The sequence below is a fragment of the Kribbella sp. VKM Ac-2568 genome (assembly GCF_004345365.1).
Taxonomy (GTDB): Bacteria; Actinomycetota; Actinomycetes; order Propionibacteriales; family Kribbellaceae; genus Kribbella; species Kribbella orskensis.
Genome location: NZ_SLVF01000001.1, coordinates 428,666 through 450,540, shown reverse-complemented (window position 1 = coordinate 450,540; position 21,875 = coordinate 428,666). Strand labels below are relative to the sequence as shown.

General features: G+C 69.7%; 15 protein-coding genes. 11 read left to right on the top strand and 4 right to left on the bottom strand.

The window, feature by feature from the left end; all coding sequences use genetic code 11:
- From radA to EV648_RS02105, 7 genes are all read left to right on the top strand, one after another.
- Positions 1-1,410, top strand: a complete 1,410-nt coding sequence (gene radA, locus EV648_RS02135; RefSeq protein ID WP_132189621.1) for a DNA repair protein RadA — start codon at positions 1-3, stop codon at positions 1,408-1,410.
- 300 nt (positions 1,411-1,710) lie between these two features.
- Positions 1,711-3,648, top strand: a complete 1,938-nt coding sequence (locus tag EV648_RS02130) for a hypothetical protein (protein ID WP_132284455.1) — start codon at positions 1,711-1,713, stop codon at positions 3,646-3,648.
- A 263-nt stretch (positions 3,649-3,911) separates the two neighbouring features.
- Positions 3,912-4,850: a beta-ketoacyl-ACP synthase III gene (locus EV648_RS02125; RefSeq protein ID WP_132284453.1), complete on the top strand. Its 939-nt coding sequence runs from the start codon at positions 3,912-3,914 to the stop codon at positions 4,848-4,850.
- A gap of 230 nt (positions 4,851-5,080) precedes the next feature.
- Positions 5,081-5,905 (top strand): hypothetical protein, encoded by an 825-nt coding sequence (locus EV648_RS02120; RefSeq protein WP_132284451.1) that lies wholly within the window; start codon positions 5,081-5,083, stop codon positions 5,903-5,905.
- A 136-nt stretch (positions 5,906-6,041) separates the two neighbouring features.
- A complete protein-coding gene (disA, locus tag EV648_RS02115; protein ID WP_241994819.1) occupies positions 6,042-7,136 on the top strand; it encodes a DNA integrity scanning diadenylate cyclase DisA in 1,095 nt (364 codons plus the stop codon).
- Between the two features lie 141 nt (positions 7,137-7,277).
- Entirely contained in the window at positions 7,278-7,853 is a 576-nt protein-coding gene (locus tag EV648_RS02110) for a PadR family transcriptional regulator (RefSeq protein WP_132284449.1), read from the top strand.
- Positions 7,826-9,340: a DHA2 family efflux MFS transporter permease subunit gene (locus tag EV648_RS02105; protein ID WP_132284447.1), complete on the top strand. Its 1,515-nt coding sequence runs from the start codon at positions 7,826-7,828 to the stop codon at positions 9,338-9,340. Before EV648_RS02110 ends, EV648_RS02105 begins: the two co-directional genes overlap by 28 nt.
- Before the next feature lie 14 nt (positions 9,341-9,354).
- On the opposite strand, the gene EV648_RS02100 is transcribed toward EV648_RS02105, so the two are convergent.
- Positions 9,355-10,038, bottom strand: a complete 684-nt coding sequence (locus tag EV648_RS02100) for a hypothetical protein (RefSeq protein ID WP_132284445.1) — start codon at positions 10,036-10,038, stop codon at positions 9,355-9,357.
- A gap of 32 nt (positions 10,039-10,070) precedes the next feature.
- Between EV648_RS02100 and EV648_RS02095 the strand changes: the two genes are divergently transcribed.
- The gene (locus tag EV648_RS02095; RefSeq protein ID WP_132284443.1) at positions 10,071-10,964 is read left to right on the top strand and encodes an A/G-specific adenine glycosylase; all 894 of its coding nucleotides are present in this window, start codon (positions 10,071-10,073) and stop codon (positions 10,962-10,964) included.
- Between the two features lie 144 nt (positions 10,965-11,108).
- Here the strand turns inward: EV648_RS02095 and EV648_RS02090 are convergent, their stop codons facing one another.
- Complete coding sequence (locus EV648_RS02090) at positions 11,109-12,062, bottom strand: DivIVA domain-containing protein (protein WP_132284441.1); 954 nt, start codon at positions 12,060-12,062, stop codon at positions 11,109-11,111.
- A 72-nt stretch (positions 12,063-12,134) separates the two neighbouring features.
- The gene (locus tag EV648_RS02085; RefSeq protein ID WP_132284440.1) at positions 12,135-14,117 is read right to left on the bottom strand and encodes a kinetoplast-associated-like protein; all 1,983 of its coding nucleotides are present in this window, start codon (positions 14,115-14,117) and stop codon (positions 12,135-12,137) included.
- A gap of 105 nt (positions 14,118-14,222) precedes the next feature.
- Between EV648_RS02085 and EV648_RS02080 the strand changes: the two genes are divergently transcribed.
- From EV648_RS02080 to EV648_RS02070, 3 genes are all read left to right on the top strand, one after another.
- Positions 14,223-17,162 carry a hypothetical protein gene (locus tag EV648_RS02080; RefSeq protein WP_132284438.1) on the top strand — a complete coding sequence of 980 codons (2,940 nt, stop codon included), beginning with the start codon at positions 14,223-14,225 and terminating at the stop codon, positions 17,160-17,162.
- Positions 17,159-17,758: a hypothetical protein gene (locus tag EV648_RS02075; protein WP_132284436.1), complete on the top strand. Its 600-nt coding sequence runs from the start codon at positions 17,159-17,161 to the stop codon at positions 17,756-17,758. The genes EV648_RS02080 and EV648_RS02075 overlap by 4 nt, the downstream gene beginning before the upstream one ends.
- 94 nt (positions 17,759-17,852) lie before the next feature.
- The gene (locus EV648_RS02070) at positions 17,853-19,028 is read left to right on the top strand and encodes a hypothetical protein (protein WP_132284434.1); all 1,176 of its coding nucleotides are present in this window, start codon (positions 17,853-17,855) and stop codon (positions 19,026-19,028) included.
- A 69-nt stretch (positions 19,029-19,097) separates the two neighbouring features.
- Here EV648_RS02070 and EV648_RS02065 read toward each other — a convergent pair whose 3' ends face one another.
- Entirely contained in the window at positions 19,098-21,632 is a 2,535-nt protein-coding gene (locus EV648_RS02065; RefSeq protein WP_132284432.1) for an ATP-dependent Clp protease ATP-binding subunit, read from the bottom strand.
- Positions 21,633-21,875: the final 243 nt, after the last annotated feature.

The window sequence follows — 21,875 nt, the reverse complement described above, 5'->3', positions numbered from 1 at the left end:
ATGGTGAAGGCAGCGGGGTCGACGAGATCGAAGGCGGGCAAATCGCCGTTCGCCTGCAGCGAGTGCGGCTGGACCACAGCCCGCTGGATCGGACGCTGTGGCGAGTGCCAGGCGTGGGGCACGGTCGCCGAGGTCGGTGCCCCCAAGGCCGCCCGGATCACCGCAGGCCCGGTCTCCTCACCCGCCATGCCGATCGCCAAGGTCTCCGCGATCGAGGCCGAGTCACGCCCGACCGGGATCGGCGAGCTGGACCGCGTCCTCGGCGGCGGTGTCGTCCCCGGCGCGGTCATCCTGCTCGCGGGCGAGCCAGGCGTCGGCAAGTCAACCCTCCTTCTCGAGGTAGCCGCCCAGTCCGCCCGCCGGGGCCAGCGCACCCTCTACGTCTCCGGTGAAGAATCAGCCGCCCAGGTCCGCCTGCGCGCCGGCCGCACGGACGCCCTGGTCGACGAGCTGTACCTGGCTGCCGAGACCGACCTCGGCGCCGTCGTCGGTCAGGTCGACGCCGTGGACCCGTCGTTCCTGGTGATCGACTCGGTGCAGACGATGGCGCACCCCGAGGTCGACGGAGCGCCCGGCGGTGTCACCCAGGTCCGCGAGGTGACCGGCGCCCTGGTCCGCCTCGCCAAGGAACGCAACATCGCGGTCGTGCTCGTCGGTCACGTCACCAAGGACGGCGCGATCGCCGGGCCTCGGATGCTGGAGCACCTGGTCGACGTCGTGCTCGCGTTCGACGGCGACCGGCACTCGGGCTTCCGGATGGTGCGCGCGACGAAGAACCGCTTCGGCCCGTCCGACGAGGTCGGCTGCTTCGACATGGTCGACACCGGCATCGTCGAGGTCAGCGACCCGACCGGCCTGTTCGTCTCCGAGCACTCCGAGCCGGTCGCCGGGACCTGCGTGACCGTGATGATGGAGGGCCGCCGCCCGTTGCTCGCCGAGGTCCAGGCACTGGTCGGCCCGTCCGCCGCACCACAACCCCGCCGTACGACGTCCGGACTCGAGTCGTCCCGCGTCGCCATGGTCCTCGCCGTCCTGGGTAACAGAGCGGGCCTGAAGCTGACCGACCAGGAGGTGTACGTCGCGACCGTGGGCGGCGTGAAGATCACCGAGCCCGTCGCGGACCTCGCAGTCGCCATCGCGGTTGCATCGTCAGTGATGGACAAGCCGATCCACCCCGGCCTGATCTCCATCGGCGAGGTCGGTCTGGCAGGAGAGGTCCGTCGAGTCGGCGGCCTGGAGAAACGCCTCGCCGAGGCCGCCCGTCTCGGCTTCACCAAGGCGATCGTCCCCGCCGACACCCCCAACCGCGGCAAAGACCTCAAACCCATGGACATGCAAGCCAAGTACGGCCTCCGAGTCTTCGCCGCCGGCGACATCCGAGCCGCCCTCCTCGCCGCCGGCATCGCCTGACCCGCCAAGACTTCCCACCAACCAGCCGTTACTGACTGGCACTACCTACCTGGACCAGCGACCTGTCGATACCGGCCCAGTGCCACCGACCTGGCGTCCTGTGCGGCGCCATCTGTCTGGACCAGTGAACTGTCCGCCACACGCCTCGCCGCTCCTGGAACTGACTCCACACTGCAAACCCTCCGGGCTGCATACCCGACTCCGACCACTGAGCAAGTGTGACGTTTCCCCTTGTGGATAAGGCGATCCGGGACTCTGACTGTTTGCGGAGGGTTTATCAGTCCCGTTAGTATCGAACACATGTTCGCCTGTGATGTGACGGAGCTGACGGCGGCCGAGACGCTCGCCTCGGCCGCACAGCTCCACGCGCAACGCAACCGCACCGACGTCGAACTCCTCGACCTCGCCCTGCACTTCGCCGACCTGCACCCCGACCCCGCCACCGTGCCCGGCCACCACAGCGTCCCCGGCGGAGAACGCGGCGTCGTCTACGGCGGACCCGGCTGCCCCGCGGTCGCGGAGTTCGCCGTCGCCGAGTTCGGCGCCGCCACCGGCCGCTCCACCGCCTCCGCCGCCGCGTTCTTCGGCCAGGCCCTCGCGCTGCGCCACCGGCTCCCCCGGATCCTGGCGCAGGTCCGCTCCGAGCACGCCACCGCCTGGAAAGCATGCACCATCGCCACCGCCTGCCTGCACCTGTCCGAGCAGGCCGCCGCTCTCGTCGACGCCGAAGTCGCCGACATCGTCGACACCCTCACCCCCCATCGGCTCGCCAACATCGTCCGCGCCGCGCTATGGCGAGCCGACCCCGAAGCCGCCCAAGCCGCCGCCGAAGCCCGAGCCAAAGAACGCGGCGTCTGGCCCGGCCGCACCGACGAACACGGCACCACCACCCTGTACGTCAAGGCCGCCACCGGCGACATCATCCGCCTCAACACCACCCTCACCCAGCTCGCCGACGCCCTCGCCGACCTCGGCGACACCGACCCCCTCCACCAACGCCGCGCCAAAGCCATCGGCATCCTCGCCGACCCGGCCCTAGCCCAACAACTCCTCACCATCGCCCACCACCTCACCCAAGAGGCGCCCACCCCAAACCACCCGCCCAACCAAGACGCGCCCACCACGACCACGCGCACGCCGACCCCCACCTCGGCCACGCGCGCGCCTACCCCGACCTCAGCCTCCGCGCTCGCATCGGCGCCCGCCCCAGCCGCGGCTACCCCGGCCGCGCCCAGTTCGCCCGGACAAGGAGCGCAGACCCCCGCACCGCCGACCGCGCCCCGCGACCAGGCACCACCGGTCATCCCTCACCCGGCCAGCCCACGCCAGACCGCCGGGCCCGACCAGCCGGCTACCCCAGGCCGGCCATCACATCTCGACGACGAACAACGCGTCGACGACCCCGGACAGAACCACGAACCCGGCCCGGACGACGAAGCCGACCGCGACGCGCCACACCCCAGCGAGCCGGCATTCGACGAACGATCCGAACCACGACCAGCACCCGACCACACCGCCACCAACAGCGGCAGCAGCGCCAGCCGTCACCCCGGCACGCCTGAAACCCCCGGCGCCGGGATGGACGCCGCCGCGCGCCGCGAACTCGCCCGGAAACTAGCCGCCGTCAAACAAGGCGCCTACAGCAACAACCCCACCAGCGGCGCTGACAGCATCGACGGCCACACCACCGACGGCCACACCGGCGGCGCCGGGAGCACCGGGCGGAGTGGGCACAAGCCCACCCGGACCACGACCGTCTACGTGCACATCACCGACCAGACCCTGCTCACCGGCGGCGGCATCACCCGCGTCGAACGCTTCGGCCCCGTCTACGCCGCCCGACTCCAAGAACTCCTCGGCCACGACCAGATCACCCTCAAGCCCGTCATCGACCTGAACAACAAGATCAGCGTCGACGCCTACGAAATCCCCCGCCGCATCCGCGAACACATCAAACTCACCCACCCCGTCGAACAATTCCCGTACGGCACCGCAGAAACCACCCACAACACCGACCTCGACCACATCCAGCCCTACAACTTCAACGCCACCGGACCACCAGACCAAACCAGCACCACCAACCTCACCCCGCTACGGCGCTACAGCCACCGGGTCAAAACCCACGGCGGCTGGAGGGTTCGCCGCTTGGACGACGGCGCCCTGCAATGGACTACCAAGCACGGCTACACCTTCCGCGTCGACCACACCGGCACCCACCCTCTGGCCGACGGCGTATGACGATGAAGGACTAGCCGACCGTCGAGCGTGCGGGACTCGAGCAGATCCACGGGATGATGACACCGCCGGGCTGCGCCTTCATCGTGGTCAACCGCTCGGCCACGTCGCGGTTGCTGACTGTGGTGTTCCAGTCGACTCCGCCGCGCGTGCCGCAGTACGGGTGGTGAGACGGGTGTCTGTGGGGCGGGAAGCCGGAAAGTACTCTGGGGTCGCCCCCAACCGGCCTCCGACCCAGGCCGGCCCCGACCTGAGGAGCACTCGAGATGACCGGTTCGAAAGTTGTCGCCCTCGGCCACTACCAGCCCGAGCGAGTGCTCACCAACGCCGAGCTGGCCACGATGGTCGAGACCAGCGACGAGTGGATCCAGAGCCGGGTCGGGATCCGCGAGCGCCGGATCGCGGCGCCGGACGAGCAGGTGGACGAGATGGCCTGGCGGGCGGCCGAGAAGGCGGTCGCGAACGCCGGTCTGGACACCGCCGAGATCGACATGGTCGTCGTCGCCACCTGTACCGCGATCGACCGCTCCCCCAACATCGCCGCCCGGGTGGCTGCCCGGCTCGGGCTGGTTAGTCCGGCCGCGCTGGACGTGAACACAGCCTGCTCCGGGTTCAGCCACGCGCTCGCCACCGCCGACCACGCGATCCGCGCGGGTGCCGCGTCCAAGGCGCTGGTGATCGGGGTCGAGAAGCTGAGCGACTTCACGGACTGGACCGACCGGACCACCTGCGTCCTGATCGGCGACGGCGCCGGTGCGGCCGTGGTGGTCGCCACCGAGGAGCCGGAGATCGGCCCGGTGGTGTGGGGTTCGGTGCCGGAGATGTCGGAGGCGGTCCGGATCGAGGGCCGCGACGGGAAGTTCGCCCAGGAAGGGCAGAGCGTCTTCCGCTGGACCACCACGCAGCTTCCGGTGATCGCCCGGCAGGTCTGCGAGAAGAGCGGCATCACCCCCGAGGAACTCGGCGGTGTCGTGCTGCACCAGGCCAACCTGCGCATCATCGAACCGCTGGCCAAGCGCCTCGGCGCGGTCAACGCGGTGGTCGCCCGCGACGTCATCGAGTCTGGCAACACCTCCGCGGCGAGCATCCCGATCGCGCTGTCGAAGCTGGTGGAGAAGCGCGAGGTTCCGGCGGGCGCCCCCGTCCTCCTCTTCGGCTTCGGCGGCGGCCTCTCCTACGCCGGCCAGATCATCCGCTGCCCCTGACCTCCTCCCCTGAACTGTCCCCTCCCGTGAACTGACCCCGCGAGATGTCAGCATTCGCGCGCCGGTCGGCGGCGCCCGGCGGTGCGGAGTACAGGGGGATGGGGATGGGCGAGCAGGTGGAGGCGCGGCGTGAGCGCAATCGTGCGCTCACTGGAGGACCGAGGCGCGCGCTGCGAGCTGCGGTTGGTGGTGTGGCGGGATGGGGGGTTCGGCGCCGGCAGGTGGCCATCGTGGCGCTGGGACAGTTCGTCTTGCTGTGGACGCCGTGGTGCTCCGACTTAGACCCGGACGTCGGTGGGGTGATACCTCACAACGCGTTGCAGGTCGACGGCTACTGGCCGGTGCTGGCACTCTCGATCCCATTGCTGGTCGCCGTCGCGCTCCTGCCACCTGGGCGGCCATGGCAAGTGCTGCCCGCCATCGCCGGCCTCGCCGTTGTGCTCGGCGTGTACTTCAGCAGGGACCCCGAGCCCGCTCGCAACACCTTCGACTTCATGTACGCGTGGACGAAAGCGCCGATCCTCGCCATGGCTCTGTGGGTACTCCTGATCGCGATCACCGCTGCCAGTTGGCGGTCTGTGCGCAAGACATCGGAGCGGCAGTTGGTCGCGCAGCCCACGGTGGTGTTCGCCTGCGGCATCGGGCTGCTGGTCAGCATGGCGGCCGGGTGGGCGCAGATCACCTTGGTCGATTCGAGTGGATCAGACATCATCCTCGAGACGACTCCGGCCGGCCGCGAACCGATCGCCAGTACCGGCCTGAGCATGCTCGGCCAGCCGTACCTGGAAAGCTACGCTCTGGCCGGCATCGTCATCCTGATGGCGCTCCTGCTCCTGCTGCCCGCCCAGAAGACGATCACCGCCTTCGTGGCAGCTCTGGGACTGGTGTCCACCGCGGCGTTCATGCTGCTGGTACTGCCGAAAGTCCGCTCGATGGGCAGTCCCGAGTTCGCCATCGAATGGTTGCCCACGCCCTACCTCGCGCTGGTCCTCTGGGTCGTCGCGCTGATCACGAGTTGGCACGCCCGATCGCGGCCGAGTGCTGGAAAGCCCTGATTTCACGTGTGCACGAGCGGTTGCACGGTCTGATGCACGCGCGTTTGTAAATGCGACCTGATCGCCGTCGCACGACTGGCCGGAAAGCAGGTGGGTCGGTCACAACGCACGTCTGAGCCGCATAGACTCAGGGACCGTGGCCCCGAATTCCGACAAGAACAGCACCGACGCCCGGATGCGCGCGACCCTCGCCGCTGTGGCTCCCGGTACCGAACTGCGTGAAGGCCTGGAGCGAATCCTGCGGGGCCGTACCGGCGCCCTGCTGGTCCTCGGACAGGACAAGGTGGTCGACTCCATCTCGACCGGTGGGTTCGAGATCGAGGTGGAGTTCACCGCCACCGGTCTGCGTGAGCTCAGCAAGATGGACGGCGCGATCATCCTCGACCGCGACATGAGCCGGATGCTGCGCGCCGCCGTGCACCTGATGCCGGACCCGTCGATCCACACCGAGGAGACCGGCACCCGGCACCGCACCGCCGACCGCGTCGCCCGGCAGACCGGCTTCCCGGTGATCTCGGTGTCGCAGTCGATGCACATCATCGCGCTGTACGTCGACGACCAGCGTTACGTGCTAGAGGACTCCGGCGCGATCCTGTCCCGGGCGAACCAGGCGCTCGCCACCCTGGAGCGCTACAAACTCCGCCTCGACGAGGTGTCCGGCACGCTGTCCGCGCTGGAGATCGAGGACCTGGTCACCGTTCGCGACGTGGCCGCGGTCGCGCAGCGGCTCGAGATGGTCCGCCGGATCGCCACCGAGATCGACGGGTACGTCGTCGAGCTCGGCACCGACGGCCGCCTGCTCACCCTCCAGCTGAACGAGCTCGTCGCCGGTGTCGCGGGTGAACGCGAACTGGTCGTGCGCGACTACCTGCCGCCGGCCAGCGGGCGTCGCCCCAAGACGGCGGACGACGTACTGCTGGAGCTGGACGCGGTCAGTCCGACGGATCTGCTCGACATCGGCCAGGTGGCGCGCGCGTTGCAGCTCGGTGGGGCCGAGCAGCTGGACGCCGCGGTCACCCCGCGCGGCTACCGCCTGCTGGCCAAGGTGCCGCGTCTGCCCGGTGCGGTGATCGACCGCCTGATCGACCACTTCGGCCACCTGCAGAAGCTTCTCGCCGCCAGCATCGACGACCTGCAGACGGTCGACGGCGTCGGCGAGAACCGCGCCCGGACGGTCCGCGAGGGCCTGTCCCGGCTGGCCGAGTCGAGCATCCTCGAACGCTACGTCTGACCTCCCGTACTCCGAACGCGGCGCCGGCTGAGCTTTCAGCCGGCGCCGCGTTTCTGCGTCCCCTCGGGCTTGCGTGACCGCTGTCGCGGGAGTAATACTCCACGTGGATCAATTCACGCCGACTATTCCGGGCGGAGGACCATGACGGAGCTGACCCCCGTCGGCATGGCCGTACTGGCCCTGCTGAACGAGCGGCCGATGCACGCCTACGAGATGTTCCAGTTGCTGATGAGCCGCGAGGAGGACCGCTTGATCAAGGTCCGGCTGGGCACCGTGTACCACACGGTCGAACGGCTGGCCGGTCAGCAACTGGTCGAGGCCACCGGCACCGAGAGGGCCGGAAACCGTCCCGAGCGCACCACCTACGCGATCACCGCCGCCGGTGATGCCGCCCTGCGCCGGCGGATCAGCGACGCGATCGAGACCCCGGCGTACGAGTACCCGCTCTTCCCGGTGGCGCTCAGCGAGGCCCACAACCTGCCGGCCGGCGAGACCGTGCGGGTGCTGAACCGGCGCCTCGAACTACTGCGGAAACAGGTGGACGACATCGAGGCGACGATCGAACGGGTCCGGACCGAGGACGTCGACGAGGCGTACTGGTTCGTGGCCGACTACCTACGCACCCAAGCCGTCGCCGAGCGTGACTGGCTCCAGACCATCGTCAACCGGATTGAGAGCAAGGACCTGCCATGGCCGTACCGCAGCAAGAAAAGCTGAGCCCCGACGTGAGGCCGTGGCCCGCACTGTGGGCCCTGGTGCTGGGCTTCTTCATGATCCTGGTCGACACGACCATCGTCTCGGTGGCGACGCCCGCGATCCTGACCGACCTGCGGGCCGACGTCGGCACGGTGGTCTGGGTGACGAGCGCCTACCTGCTCGCGTACGCCGTACCACTGCTCATCACCGGGCGGCTCGGCGACCGGGTCGGCCCGAAGAAGTTGTACCTGGCCGGGCTGACGCTGTTCACCCTCGCGTCGGTCTGGTGCGGCCTGACCACCTCGATCGAGATGCTGATCGTCGCGCGGGTGTTCCAGGGCCTGGGGGCGTCGATGATGACGCCGCAGACGATGGCGGTGATCACCCGGATCTTCCCGCCGAACGAGCGCGGCCGGGCGATGAGCCTGTGGGGTGCGACCGCGGGTGTCGCGACCCTGGTCGGCCCGATCCTCGGCGGCGTGCTGGTCGACGGCCTCGGCTGGCAGTGGATCTTCTTCGTGAACGCGCCGATCGGCGTGGTCGGCTTCGTGCTCGCCTGGCGGCTGGTGCCGGACCTGCCGACGCACGAGCACAAGTTCGACCTGCTCGGGGTGGCGCTGAGCACGATCGGCCTGTTCTGCCTGGTGTTCGGCATCCAGGAGGGACAGAAGTACGACTGGGGTCAGATCAAGGGACCGCTGTCGGTCTGGTCGCTGATCATCGCCGGCCTGGTGTTCATCGCGCTGTTCCTGGTCTGGCAGGCGCGGATCAAGAGCGAGCCGCTGCTGCCGCTGTCGTTGTTCAAGGACCGCAACTTCTCGCTGGCGAACACCGCGATCACGACCGTCGGGTTCGCGATCACCGCGATGGCGTTCCCGTTGATGCTGTACGCGCAGACCGTGCGCGGACTGAGCCCGACCCGGTCGGCGCTGCTGCTGGTGCCGATGGCCGTCATCTCGGGTGTGCTGGCGCCGTTCGTGGGCCGCCTGACCGACAAGGCGCCGCCGCGGTTCATCGCCGGGTTCGGCCTGCTGTGCTGCTCGGTGTCGCTGTTCTGGCTCAGCCAGGTGATCGAGCCTACGGTGCCGATCTGGGAACTGTTGCTGCCGATCGCGCTGCTCGGGGTCGCGAACGGCTTCATGTGGGCGCCGATCGGCAGCACCGCGACACGCAACCTGCCGATGCACCAGGCCGGAGCGGGCGCGGGCGTCTACAACACCACCCGTCAGGTAGGAGCGGTGCTGGGCAGCGCGGGCATCGCAGTACTGATGGAGTCGCGGCTGGCGGCGAACCTGCCGATGGTGCCGGGCGGCGCGACGGCAGGTGAGGGCGGCAGCGGCACGTTGCCGGAGGCCCTGCACCAGGGCTTCAGCGACTCGATGGCACAGTCGCTGATGCTGCCCGCCGCCGTCCTGGTGATCGGGCTGATCGCCGCACTGTTCTTCACCAAGCCCAAGTACCTCGAGCGGCCGGCCGACACGACCACCGCGAAAGCCGAAGCAGCGTAGGGATTCGGAGGGCGCTAGACGATCCGGAAGGCTTGCTCGGTCGAGGCCCGGCCGTCGTAGACGGCCTTCGCCACATAGGTTCCGGGCTTCGCCTGCGGCTGGCCGGGCAGGCAACCGAGGCCTGAGCGGCGGCCGTTCCAGAGCACGGTCGCGGTGGATTGCTTGCCCTTGGCAAGGACCAGGATGGCGCGCGGAATCGCCTGTCCACAATGGGTCGTGGTCCAGATCTGGTCCTTGCCTGAGGTGATCGTCAACGACAGCCGGGTCGGATCGACCGTCGCCTTGCACTCGTCACCGACGGCGCTCAACTGGATCGCGAGGCTCAGCGACGCACCCGGCGCGAGCGACCTGCTGGCCGGCAGCACGTCGATCCTCACGTCGCTGCCGGTGCACTTCACGTCCTTCGGCGGCTCGGACGTCTTCGCCGTCCCGGTGGTCCTGCCCGGCTCCGAGGTCTTGCCGCCCGGCGTCCTCGTGCTGCCCGACGTCGACGGTGTGGAAGTCGGTACGACGGTCGGCTGGGTGCTGGGGCTCTGCCCGGGGTCGGTGGCCGCGGAGTTCTGCTGATCGCCGCCGCCTCCGCCGATCACACGGACCAGCACCACCAGGACGACCACCAGCACGACGAGCACGAGTGCGCGCCGGAACCAGTAGACGCTGGCGGGCAGATGCCCGACGGGTCGGAGCAGGCTGCTCATGCTCGCACCTTAATGTCAGGATTGTGCTCGCCATGTCAGACTCGCCGCTCCCGCTCGCATCAGCCCTGCACGAGCCCGTCCTGCGCTGGTACGCCGCAAACGCCCGCGCCCTGCCCTGGCGCGACCCCTTGGCGGGTGCCTGGGCGGTGATGGTCAGCGAGTTCATGCTGCAGCAGACCCCCGTCGCCCGGGTACTCCCGGCGTACGAGGTGTGGATGGAGCGGTGGCCGAAGCCGGCAGACCTCGCCGGAGAGGCTCCAGGTGAGGCTCTGAGGGCCTGGGACCGCTTGGGGTACCCCAGGCGTGCCCTGCGGCTTCACGCGGCGGCTCGGGCGATCGTGGAGCAGCACGGCGGCGAAGTACCGGACGACCACGCGGCGCTGCTCGCTCTGCCGGGCGTCGGAACCTACACGGCGGCCGCGATCGCGTCCTTCGCCTTCGGTCAGCGGCACGCGGTCGTGGACACCAACGTGCGCCGCGTCTTCGCCCGGGCACTCACCGGCACCGCTCAGCCGAGCATCTCCCCGACTGCGGCCGACCAGCGGCTCGCGGTGTCCGCGCTGCCCGAGGACGAGCCCACTGCGGCTCGCTGGGCTGTGGCGACGATGGAACTGGGCGCGCTGGTCTGCACCGCTCGCACACCACGCTGCGCCGACTGCCCGATCCGCAGTCAGTGCGCGTGGGTCTTGGCCGGCAGTCCGCAGTACTCCGGGCCGCCGCGCAAGGGCCAGACCTACGAAGGCACCGACCGCCAGGCCCGCGGCCGCCTCCTCGCCGTACTGCGGGCCGCGACCGGCGCCGTCGCCAAGGCTGACCTCGACGCGTGCTGGCCCGACCAAGTCCAACGCGAGCGCGCCTTGGACGGCCTGGTCGCAGACGGTCTGGTGGATCCGCTCCCCCGCAACCGCTACGCCTTGCCGGCGTGAAGTCGGAAGAACCCAGAACGTCCGGAGGTCCCGCGCGGGAGCTCCGGACGTCGCGAAAGCCGGGCCGGCGGTGCGGTCCGGTGAGAGGTGCTGGCGGCCGGCCCGGGGTAGTTGGCCCCGGGAGCCGGCCTCAGCGGGTGGTGCTCAGTTCTTCTTGCTGCCGTTCGCCGTGGCCTCGGCGTCGTCGTCGGTGAGCAGGTCCAGCGGCATCGCCGGGCTGCCGGACAACGTGGCCAGCATCTGCCGGACGTTGGTCAGCTGCGCGTTGATGCTGTCGCGGCGCTGCGTCGCGGCCGCGAGCTCACGCTCGGACTCGGCGCGGATCCGCTCGGACTTGTCCTTGGCGGCGGCAACGATCTCCTGCGCCTGACGGTTGGCGTCGGCCAGCTGCTGCTGGGCCAGGCGCTCCGCCTCGGAGCGGGAACGGTCGGCCTCGCGCTGCACCTGGGCCGCACGGTCGGTGACCGCCGCCAACTGCTGCTCGGCCAGGGCCGTCCGGGCGGCGAACTCCTGCTCGACCTTGCCCCGGCGCTCGGCCAGGGTGGTCTCGAAGGCGGCCGCTGCCTGGGCGGACTTGGCCCGCTCCTGCTCGTACAGCGCCTGGGCCTCGCTGCGGCGCGCGGTGGCGTCGCGCTCGGCCTCGTCGCGCATGTCGTCGGCCTGGGTGCGCGCCTCCTCGAGGATGCGGGCAGCCTCGGCGTCCACCTCGCTCTTCCAGTCCAGGGAGTACTGCTCGGCCTCCTTGCGGACCTTCTTCGCGTGCGCCTCGGCGTCGGCGACGATCGCCTCGGCGTCGGTGCGGGCCCGGGTGACCAGATCGCGGGCCTCGTCGTCGGCCAGCGACAGGATCTTCGCCACCCGCTCACCGAACTCGGTGAACGTGGGCGTGCGGTCCTTGTTGTCCTCCTGGGCGGTGATCACGGCCGACTCGGCCGCGTCCGTCCGGGTCTGCAGCTCCTGAACGTGGCGCTGCAGCTGCTCGGACTGCTGCTGCAGTGCGGTCAGCGAGGTGGTCAGCTCACGAACGTGCTGGTCCACCTGGGCAGGCTCGTAGCCACGCAGAACGGTGCGGAACGGGGTTGGGGCTTCACTGCTCATGTCTTCTGATGCTCACTTCGGTGGGTGGGTGGATCACACATTGTCACTGACAAGGATCTGACTGTCACGTCCTCATCCTGATTCCCCCGTGGAACCCTCGCTACCGGACATTCCACCACCTGCGTGGAACCCAGGGATAGCGAGTGCCTCGATCACACCCGAAAGCTGGGTGAGCTCCTTGGTGATCTCGTCGCGGCGCTGGTTGAGCGCAGCGACCCTCGCCTCGGCGTCGGCGAGAAGTTTACGGGCCTGCGCGCGCAGTTCGTCAGCATGCTCGCGGGCCTGCGCCTCGAGGCCCTGAGCCTCGGCGCGGGACCTGCGGATCAGCTCGTGCGACTGGCGCTGCGCGTCGGCCAGATCCTTGGCGGCGCGCTCGCGCAGCACCTGGGTGCTGGCCTGCGCCTCGGCCTCCCGGCGGTTCGCCCGGGTGACGATCTCCTTGGCCTCGACCTCGGCGGCCGCCTTCAGCCGGTTCGCCCTGCCCTGCGCCTGGGAGGTGACCTTCTCCGCCTGCTGGGTGGCGGCGGCCAGCGTCGCCTCCGCCTGCTGGTTGGCGGAGTTCAGCGTGGTCTCGGCGAGCGTCGTCAGCTCGGCGTTCTCCCTGGCGATCGCGGTCTGGGTCTCCTTGAGCCGGCTGGTCGACCGGCTGACCACCCGGCGCAGATGCGCACGCTTCTGCCGGGCCAGCTCGGCCACGTCCATCGCGGCCCGGTTGCGGATCCCCCGGGCCTCCTGCTCGGCCGCGGCGACCAGATCGTCGACCGTCTTCTTGCTCCAGGCGGTCTGCTTCTCTGCTTCCGCGAGGGCGGTCTCGGCCGCCAGGTTGGCGTCCTCGACGATCCGCTGCGCCTCGGCGGACGCGGTACGCCGGTCGGCCTCGATGCTGTCGATCACGAGCTTCGCCTGCGCCCTGGCATCTGCCATCAGCCGCTCGTTGGCCTCCTCGGCCTCGGCCTTGCGCGCCGTGATCTCCTCGACCGCGGCGGCGCGGAGCTTGTCGATCTCCAGCGAGATGGCGGCCAGCTTGGCCCGCTCGGTCTCCTCCAGCGCGGCGGTCCGGCGCTCCAGCTCGGCCCTGTTCTCACCGCGCAGCCGCTCGATCTCGGCATGCGCGTCGGCGATCTCGACCCGGGCCCGCTCGCGCGCCGACTCGGCCTCGCGCTCGACCGCGGTGCGGAGCTCGCTCGCCTCCGACTCGGCCCGGGCGATCAGCTCGGCCTCGTTGTTCACCGCGGCCTGGGAGACCAGGGCGGCCTGCTCGCCGGCATCGGCGACCAGCTGCTGCGCCTCACGGCTAGCCCGCTCGACGGCCTGCGCGGCGGCCTCGCGGGCCTGCCGGGCTTCGTCGATCAGCTCGTCGGCGTCCTCCTTCAGCTGGGCCGCTTCCGCCTCGGCCGCGGCCAGCCGCCGGTCCGCCGCGGCCTGGGACTCCTGCCGGAGCCGATCCGCCGCCGCGTGCGACTCGGCCCGCAGTTGCTCGGCGGCCGCCTCCGATTCGGATCGACGCTGAGCCACCTCGGCTGCCGCGGTACTGCGCAGCTGCTCGGCCGCGCTCTCCGACTCCAGCTTCAGCCGCTCGGCCTCCGCCTCGGCTTCCGACCGGACCCGCTCCGCCTCCGCGATCGACTCGGACCGCAGTCGCTCGGCCGCCGCTGTGGACTCGCTCCGCAGGCGCTGGGCCGCGGCGGTCGACTCCTCGAGCAGCCGATCAGCCTCGGCGTTGGCTTCGCGCCGGACCCGCTCGGCCTGGGCCTCGGACTCGGACCGGAGCTGATCCGCGGCCCGCTCGGTGTCGTTGAGCAGCCGCCGGGCCGCCGAGTCGGCGTCGTCGCGCAGCTTCTGCGCGGCCTGCTCGGCCGCGACCCGGACCCGCTCGGCCTCGGCGCGGATCCGCTCCGCCTCTTCGAGGGCGCTGTCGTTCTCGTGCTCCGCCTGCTCCCGCAGAGTGTCCGCGATCCGCTGCGCCCGCTCGAGCACGCCACCCGCTTGCCGCACGCCAAAGGAACCGGCGTCGGGGACCGGTTCCTGGGTCAGAGAGAGACGCGGGGCGTCCATGCGAGGAGATGATTCCATCTCCGGCCCCCTCTCCAACAGTCCGGGTCCGAAACCTGTGGTCATGCAGCTACCACGAGCGAGATCGACAGCGGGTAACTTCTTTTCATGCCGTTGCGCGATCTTCCCACCGAATCGAAGGCCGCGGCGGCTCTGCTCCGGACCGAGGAGCTGGAGCACCGCAGGACCTTACGACGAACCCAGTGGCAAAGTGCAGCCCTCGCGTGTCTCGCCGTCGCCGCCACTGTGGCCGTGCTGATCCCCGGCTCCGCGAGCACAGGCTGTTACCTCTGGCGTGCGACGACCCAGCCGGTGAGCGGACGTGGTGCCGCCCTCGCAGTATCGATCACGGTGCTCGCGCTGCTACTCGCGGATCGCTTGTGTGCGGACAGGATCTGGCTTCGGCCGCAGGTTCGCGGCTGGGGCGCGGTAGCCCTCGTGGTGGTCACCGGGGCTGCCTGGGTCGGCCTTGCCACGCAGGGAAGAACGGGCTGCTCCACCTCACCGGCTGTGATCGGCGTCGTCGTCTGCGGGGGCCTGGCGAGCTCGATCGCGGCCTACTGGGCGACCCGTTCACCGGCTCCGCCGGCCCTGCTCGCGGCGCCGTCGGATGTTACTGAAAATTCATCCGAAGAACCTCTCGATCAGACCCAACTGCGAGCGGCCTTCCTTCGACTGAGTCCTGTCGCCGAGAACTCGGCCGACCTCAGGACGACGATCGAGCCGATTCTGATCGGCACACTCGCCGCGCTGCTGCTGGCCTCGACAGTCCTCCCCTGGCGCGACCTGCTCGACCCGGTGGCGCTCGGACCTACCGGCTCCGAGGCCGGCGTGGCCCGCGTCCAGCTCTGGGAGATCCCGTCCGCCGAGGCCTGGGCGGTGGTGCTCGTAGTGACCACGCTAGCGACACTCTGCGCGGCCTTAGCCACCTTGATAGTGCCTAAGCCGGCGCAGCTCGTGCTACGCGTGACAGCGGTCGCCACCGGCGCAGTGGTTGTGGCAGGCATCCTCAGCGCCTTCGTGCAGTTGCCGCCAAGGCTCTCTGACGGGGTCGGCTACAGAGTAGGAGTCGGAGCCTGGTTCGCTCTGGCTTTCGGCGTGCTGCTTCTTGCCCTCGGCGCGACCGCCACCGCCCTCTCCGTACGCCGCCGCGCACCCGGGTGGTCCCTGCGCCTGGTGCTGGTCGCGGTGACCTGCCTGGCTGCCGTTGGGGCCGGGCTGCTCGTGCCGGCCGCGGCAGCACCGGAGTACCGGCCTGTGGTGGCGGCGGGGGCTCCGCATCGGCTGCTGGACCTGCAGGGCGGGCAACTGGTGGACCGGCTCGGCATGCGCGTCGCCATCGGGACGTCGGACCCGCTGGACTCCATCGCCGGAACATTCGACGGTACGCCGGGCCAGTGGTTGCTCGGCCGGACCGGCTCGGAGGGCTCCACGCTGTTCGAGTACCGCGATGGGGTGGCGCTGCCGCGGGTCGCCTTGAGCCACGGGGTGACTCCGCCCGCGCTGCTCGGCGTGATGGACAACCGGATGGTCCTGCTGGCGGGCGGTCCCGGGAATCGTCCCTGGGCGATCCTCTCGGTCCCGCTGACACTGGTTGCCGCGGACATCAGCCTGAGCCACAAGAACGCCGACGGCAGCTACTACGTGACACCCGACGTCGACGTGCTGGCGACCGGGCAAGGGCCTGCACTGACTCATCGCAACGCGGATCGCTCGGTGGTGTTCTGGGGATCGTCCAGTACCTGGCAGATCCCGGCGAACGAGTTCCGGCGCGGCATGGTGCTCAAGGACTTCCTGGTCGATCCGGGACCGGGCGGACCAGGAAATGCCGTCTCCACCGGACCGGACGGCACTACGGCCTGGAGGACCAGCCAGACGGGTCTTGCCCTGCTCAGGCCTGGCGGTGTGCCGCAGCAGCTCACCGGAGTGGCTCCCGCCGGCTGCCTGCTGAGCAAGGACGCGGCCAGCTCCTCGCTGACGGTTGAGGCGTTCGCCGTGGACGTTCGAGGCAACCTGTGGCTCGGTGGGAGCTCCCCGACCTCCGTGATCACTCCGGACGGCGTACTGCGTGAGCTGCCTGGTGGGACCGCCGGAGTGGACAGCGTCGAGGCGCGGCCCGATGGGTCCGTTCTGCTGGGTGTTTCGCCGGGTGGTGGTGACCAGATTCTCGAGATCACCGACGCGGCCGCCTCAGCCGGCTCCTACCCGGCTGCACCCGAGCCAACAGCTCGCTGCGATCGCCGGACGCCTGCGGATGGCAATACGCAGTACAGGGCGACTGTGCTGCCGACAGTGCGGCCGGCTGAACCATCGGTGACCGCTGAAGGTCAGCCGGGCAAGGCTGATCCGGGCACAGGCATGCAGCTGGGTTTAGATGCCCACGGCAAGCTCATTCGGCTCCGGGTGCCCAACGCGGCACACGCGTGGGCTCCGGACGGGTTGGGCGGTGTGTGGTGGACGGTGGCCAGCCGGAGCAATCCTTCGGCCGAAGTAGCGGTGCACTGGACGGCCGCCGGGGCTGAGGCGGTGCGCGATCCTCGGCCGGTCGCACCCAACCAGCGTGGGGAGTTCGCGGCCGCTGCCGGCGGCAGGCTAGTCACTGCGATCAGCGGGCAGTTCTACAACTTCTACGGCCCAGGCCCGCAGGTGAGCCGCATCCAACTGAAGGGCGCCCTGAAGCAGGACGGTCTGGTCCAGCTCGGGTCGGGAGACGCAGCCATGGTCCTGGGCGAGCGGCTCGTCCACGTCTCACATGACGGCAAGGCGACCACACTGCTCGGCGGGGCGACCTCCGGCTGGCCGATCACCGCGACCGGCGTCGCTGCCGACCAGTGGACCACAGACGGCAACTGGTTCGCCGGTCCGGACGGAAGGCTCTGGGGGTACGACGGCAGCCACCTGGTCCGCGTGGACGGGCCTGGCAAGGTCACGGTGATCGCCGGACCGGCGCAGGGCGTCCCGCAGGCCGCCGACCAGGTCACCGTCATCGGCAAAGCCCTGTACTTCGAACTCGGCACCGACGTCGTCCGCCTGGAGCCCACCCGATGAGCGACCTCCTTCCCGACGAGGAACTCCCGCGCCAGCTGGACGCCGCGGAGCAGGCGCTCGCGATCTCTCAGCACCGCTGGTTCGGCCGAGTGACCCTGCTGACCGCACTAGCCGCCGGTGTCACGCTGCTGCTCCCGTGGACCTTCAGCAGGCGACTCGGCCTATCGGTCTGGCAACTCGGCCTGGAGACCCAGCCGTCGGTGGCCTTCACCTGGTTGGCCGGGCTCCTCACCTCGATCCTCGCGCTGGCTCTCCACCCCCGGCGCCAGCCCGCCTCCTCCAGTGACGACCCGGCTCGCGCGACCGCCTCCTCCCGCGACGACCAGACGCGAACGACCGCCAGCATCTACAGCCAGACGGCAGCAGCCGTCACCGCGCTCATCGCCATGCTTTTCATCGCGGGTGCCTGGCAGACGCGCGACCTCGGCTCGCTCAGTGACTCCTGGGCCGGCCCCGGCCCCGCTCTCGCCGCCATCACCGGCTTCACCTGGCTCCTCGCCGCCAGTGCCCAACTGGTCGCCTCCCGCGTCCACCAGACCCGCCCCACCGACGAGGCCCTCCAAGAAGCCGTCACCCGCCTGCGCAACACCCGCTGAATCACCCGGCGGAGGGAGCGGCACCACCCGCGGGACCGAGGCGGCCGAGGTACCTCCGGCGCGACCGTGGAAGCACGTGAAGCTGGAGGAATCGATGACTGTCACCGTGGACCAGATCCGCAGCACCACCACCAGGCTTCCGGTGCTCGTGGCCTGCCTGTCCCTGCTGTACGGCGTACTCGGGCTGGCCTGGCTCTTGGGTGCGGACTGGTACCCGTTCGGCCTGGTGCCACCCGAGAACGAGAAGCTCTCGCTGCTCGCGTTCTTGCCGGAGCACGTGGGCGCCGGGCTGATCGCAGTACTCGGGTTCCTCGGAGTGCCGGCTGCTCTGGGGCATACCCGGACCGAGTGGAGCCCCACGGCGTACCGGCCGTTGCTGGGCTTCACGGCACTGCAGGTGGTCGTGTTCGGGTTGCTCGCGCCGAGCGTCATCGTCGTCATCGTCACCGGGTACCTGCTGGTCCTGCTCGGTCTGCCGACTGCCGCGGCTCTCCTGATCGCCGGGGCGTGGCGGCAGCCGACTACCCGGGTCGTGCTGCTCGCGATCGTCCTCGGGCTGGTGGTTCTCGAGCGGACCACCGGGTTGTTCGATTGGGGCGCCTTCAAGGAGCTCGGCCATGGGCTGGCCGGAGTACCGGAGAAGGTCGGGTCCCGGCCGTTGCTGGTCTTCGGGGCGTTCCTGCTCGGCGCCGGCTGGGCTGTGCTCGGCGTACGAGGGCTGCGGACCTCGCGCGGCCGCTGTGTGTACTGCGGGCGTCCCAGTGCGAGGTGGACGCGGCCTGAGGCGGCTAGACGATGGGGGTTCTGGGCGACCGTCGTGGCGGCGCTCTGCCCGCTCCCCTACGCGCTGCTCCGGCTGACCTGGCTGCTGCCGAACCCGGCCGGCATCGGCGCGGATCAGCTGGACGCGGAGCCGGGGATCAGGTTGTTCGGACTCGGCCTCGGGACGATCGCCCTCGCCGCCGGGATCGCGACTCTCGGCCTGATCAGGCCTTGGGGTGAGACCTGGCCGCGCTGGATCCCGTTCGCCGCGGGTCGCCCGGTCCCGGTCAAAGCGGCGGTCATCCCCGGATCCGTCGCCGCGACCCTCCTCCTGGTCGGCAGCGCGTCCCTGCTCCAGCTGAACTGGTCAGCCGATGCCTCCATCCTCGAGAACGTCGGCCACCTGCTCCTCTTCCCGTTCCCGCTCTGGGGCGCCTCGGTCGCCCTGGCCACCGCCGCCTACTACTACCGCCGCCGCACCTCCTGCGCGGTCTGCCACCGCCCCTGAGTACGGCGAAGGGGCCCCGCGGACTGGTGTCCGCGGGGCCCCTTCGATCTGCCTAGGCCAAAGCCTGGATCAGGTGTCCTGAAGGCCGGAGGAACCTCCGGCGATCTCGGTCAGCTCCAGGTCCGGGCTGGTGGCGGCCTTCGGGGTGCCGAGGAAGGTGAAGAACTCCGGCACGCCGTCCTCGCTGACGGTGCCCTCGGGGGCGACGTCGACGAGCACGATCTGGCCGGGACGCAGTTCCCCGAACAGGATCTTCTCGGCCAGCACGTCCTCCACGTCACGCTGCAGCGCGCGACGCAGCGGGCGAGCACCCAGAACCGGGTCGAAGCCACGCTCGGCGACCAGAGCCTTCGCCGCCGGGGTGAGCTCGATGCCCATGTCCTTGTCCTTCAGCCGCTCCTCCACCTGCGCGACCATCAGGTCGACGATCTTGACGATCTCTTCCTTGCCGTGCTGGTGGAAGACCACGATCTCGTCGACGCGGTTCAGGAACTCGGGGCGGAAGTGCTGCTTCAGCTCCTCCGTCACCTTCGCCTTCATCTTCTCGTACGAGCCGGAGGTGTCGCTGGTCTGCGAGAAGCCGAGGCTGCCCTTGGAGATGTCGCGAGTACCCAGGTTCGTGGTCATGATGATGATGGTGTTCTTGAAGTCGACCACGCGGCCCTGGGCGTCGGTCAGACGACCCTCGTCCAGGATCTGCAGCAGCGAGTTGAAGATGTCCGGGTGGGCCTTCTCCACCTCGTCGAACAGCACCACGCTGAACGGCTTGCGGCGGACCTTCTCGGTCAGCTGGCCGCCCTCTTCGTAGCCGACGTACCCGGGAGGCGAACCGAACAGCCGCGAGGCCGTGTGCTTCTCGGAGTACTCCGACATGTCGAGGCTGATCAGCGACTTCTCGTCACCGAACAGGAACTCGGTCAGCGCCTTGGACAGCTCGGTCTTACCGACACCGGACGGACCGGCGAAGATGAACGAGCCGCTCGGCCGGCGCGGGTCCTTCAGACCCGCACGGGTCCGCCGGATCGACCGGGACAGCGCCTTCACCGCGTCGGTCTGGCCGATGTAGCGCTTGGCCAGCTCCGACTCCATCTTCAGCAGCCTGGAGGACTCCTCCTCGGTCAGCTGGAAGACGGGGATGCCGGTGGCGGTGCTGAGCACCTCCGCGATCAGCTCCTCGTCGACCTCTGCGACGACGTCCATGTCGCCGGCCTTCCACTGCTTCTCGCGCTCGGCCTTCGCGTTGATGAGCTTCTTCTCGTCGTCACGAAGACCCGCCGCCCGCTCGAAGTCCTGGGCGTCGATCGCCGACTCCTTCTCCCGGCGCACGTTCGCGATCTTCTCGTCGAACTCGCGCAGGTCCGGCGGAGCGGTCATCCGGCGGATCCGCAACCGGGAACCGGCCTCGTCGATCAGGTCGATCGCCTTGTCCGGCAGGAAACGGTCCGAGATGTACCGGTCGGCCATCTGCGCCGACGCGACCAGGGCCGGGTCGGTGATGGTGACGCGGTGGTGCGCCTCGTAGCGGTCCCGGAGGCCCTTGAGGATCTCGATCGTGTGCGCGATCGAGGGCTCGGCCACCTGGATCGGCTGGAAGCGGCGCTCCAGGGCGGCGTCCTTCTCGACGTACTTGCGGTACTCGTCGAGGGTGGTGGCGCCGATGGTCTGCAGCTCACCACGGGCCAGCATCGGCTTCAGGATGCTCGCCGCGTCGATCGCGCCCTCGGCCGCGCCGGCCCCGACGAGGGTGTGGATCTCGTCGATGAACAGCACGATGTCGCCGCGGGTGCGGATCTCCTTCAGCACCTTCTTCAGGCGCTCCTCGAAGTCACCGCGGTAGCGCGACCCGGCCACCAGCGCGCCGAGGTCGAGCGTGTAGATCTGCTTGTCCTTCAGGGTCTCGGGCACGTCGCCACGCACGATCGCCTGGGCCAGGCCCTCGACGATCGCGGTCTTGCCGACGCCCGGCTCACCGATCAGGACCGGGTTGTTCTTGGTCCGCCGGGACAGCACCTGCATGACCCGCTCGATCTCCTTCTCGCGCCCGATCACCGGGTCGAGCTTGGACTCACGGGCGGCCTGGGTGAGGTTCCGGCCGAACTGGTCGAGCACCAAGGAGCTGCTGGGCGCACCCTCGGCGGGCGCGCCGGCGGACGCCGTCTCCTTGCCCTGGTAACCGCTCAGCAGCTGGATGACCTGCTGACGGACCTTGTTCAGGTCCGCACCGAGCTTGACCAGGACCTGCGCGGCGACGCCCTCACCCTCGCGGATGAGGCCGAGCAGGATGTGCTCGGTGCCGATGTAGTTGTGGCCCAGTTGCAGGGCCTCACGCAGGGAGAGCTCCAGTACCTTCTTGGCGCGAGGGGTGAACGGGATGTGCCCGCTCGGAGCCTGCTGTCCCTGGCCGATGATCTCCTCGACCTGAGAGCGGACAGCCTCCAGCGAGATACCCAGGCTCTCGAGAGCCTTGGCGGCGACACCCTCACCCTCGTGGATCAGGCCGAGCAGGATGTGCTCGGTCCCGATGTAGTTGTGGCTGAGCATCCTGGCCTCTTCCTGGGCCAGGACGACTACCCGACGGGCGCGGTCCGTAAATCGTTCAAACATCGCCAAAGCGCTCCTTGCCTCAGAGGAGTCGGACGTGCCGTATAGGCCGACCCCCGTACATGCATGCTAGTCCCCGGCACCGACAGGCTCGCTCTCAGCGAACAAGCTGCGACCTCTCGTACGGCCGCCAACTGGGGATCACAAGGGAACAACCTCTGCACCGGGCCCGGTGTTCCCGCCGCGCCCGGTGTTCGCCACCAGCGAATTCTCGAAGATCGCTGCCCACTCAGCTATCCGGCGCAG

Bases quoted from the DNA above. Each gene is read 5' to 3' on its own strand.
- EV648_RS02085 (WP_132284440.1), bottom strand. From the start codon at position 14,117: ATGGACGCCCCGCGTCTCTCTCTGACCCAGGAACCGGTCCCCGACGCC.
- EV648_RS02125 (WP_132284453.1), top strand. From the start codon at position 3,912: ATGACCGGTTCGAAAGTTGTCGCCCTCGGCCACTACCAGCCCGAGCGA.
- EV648_RS02070 (WP_132284434.1), top strand. From the start codon at position 17,853: ATGACTGTCACCGTGGACCAGATCCGCAGCACCACCACCAGGCTTCCG.
- EV648_RS02065 (WP_132284432.1), bottom strand. From the start codon at position 21,632: ATGTTTGAACGATTTACGGACCGCGCCCGTCGGGTAGTCGTCCTGGCC.
- EV648_RS02090 (WP_132284441.1), bottom strand. From the start codon at position 12,062: ATGAGCAGTGAAGCCCCAACCCCGTTCCGCACCGTTCTGCGTGGCTAC.
- EV648_RS02080 (WP_132284438.1), top strand. From the start codon at position 14,223: ATGCCGTTGCGCGATCTTCCCACCGAATCGAAGGCCGCGGCGGCTCTG.
- radA (WP_132189621.1), top strand. From the start codon at position 1: ATGGTGAAGGCAGCGGGGTCGACGAGATCGAAGGCGGGCAAATCGCCG.
- EV648_RS02095 (WP_132284443.1), top strand. From the start codon at position 10,071: ATGTCAGACTCGCCGCTCCCGCTCGCATCAGCCCTGCACGAGCCCGTC.
- EV648_RS02105 (WP_132284447.1), top strand. From the start codon at position 7,826: ATGGCCGTACCGCAGCAAGAAAAGCTGAGCCCCGACGTGAGGCCGTGG.
- EV648_RS02075 (WP_132284436.1), top strand. From the start codon at position 17,159: ATGAGCGACCTCCTTCCCGACGAGGAACTCCCGCGCCAGCTGGACGCC.
- EV648_RS02100 (WP_132284445.1), bottom strand. From the start codon at position 10,038: ATGAGCAGCCTGCTCCGACCCGTCGGGCATCTGCCCGCCAGCGTCTAC.
- EV648_RS02110 (WP_132284449.1), top strand. From the start codon at position 7,278: ATGACGGAGCTGACCCCCGTCGGCATGGCCGTACTGGCCCTGCTGAAC.
- EV648_RS02130 (WP_132284455.1), top strand. From the start codon at position 1,711: ATGTTCGCCTGTGATGTGACGGAGCTGACGGCGGCCGAGACGCTCGCC.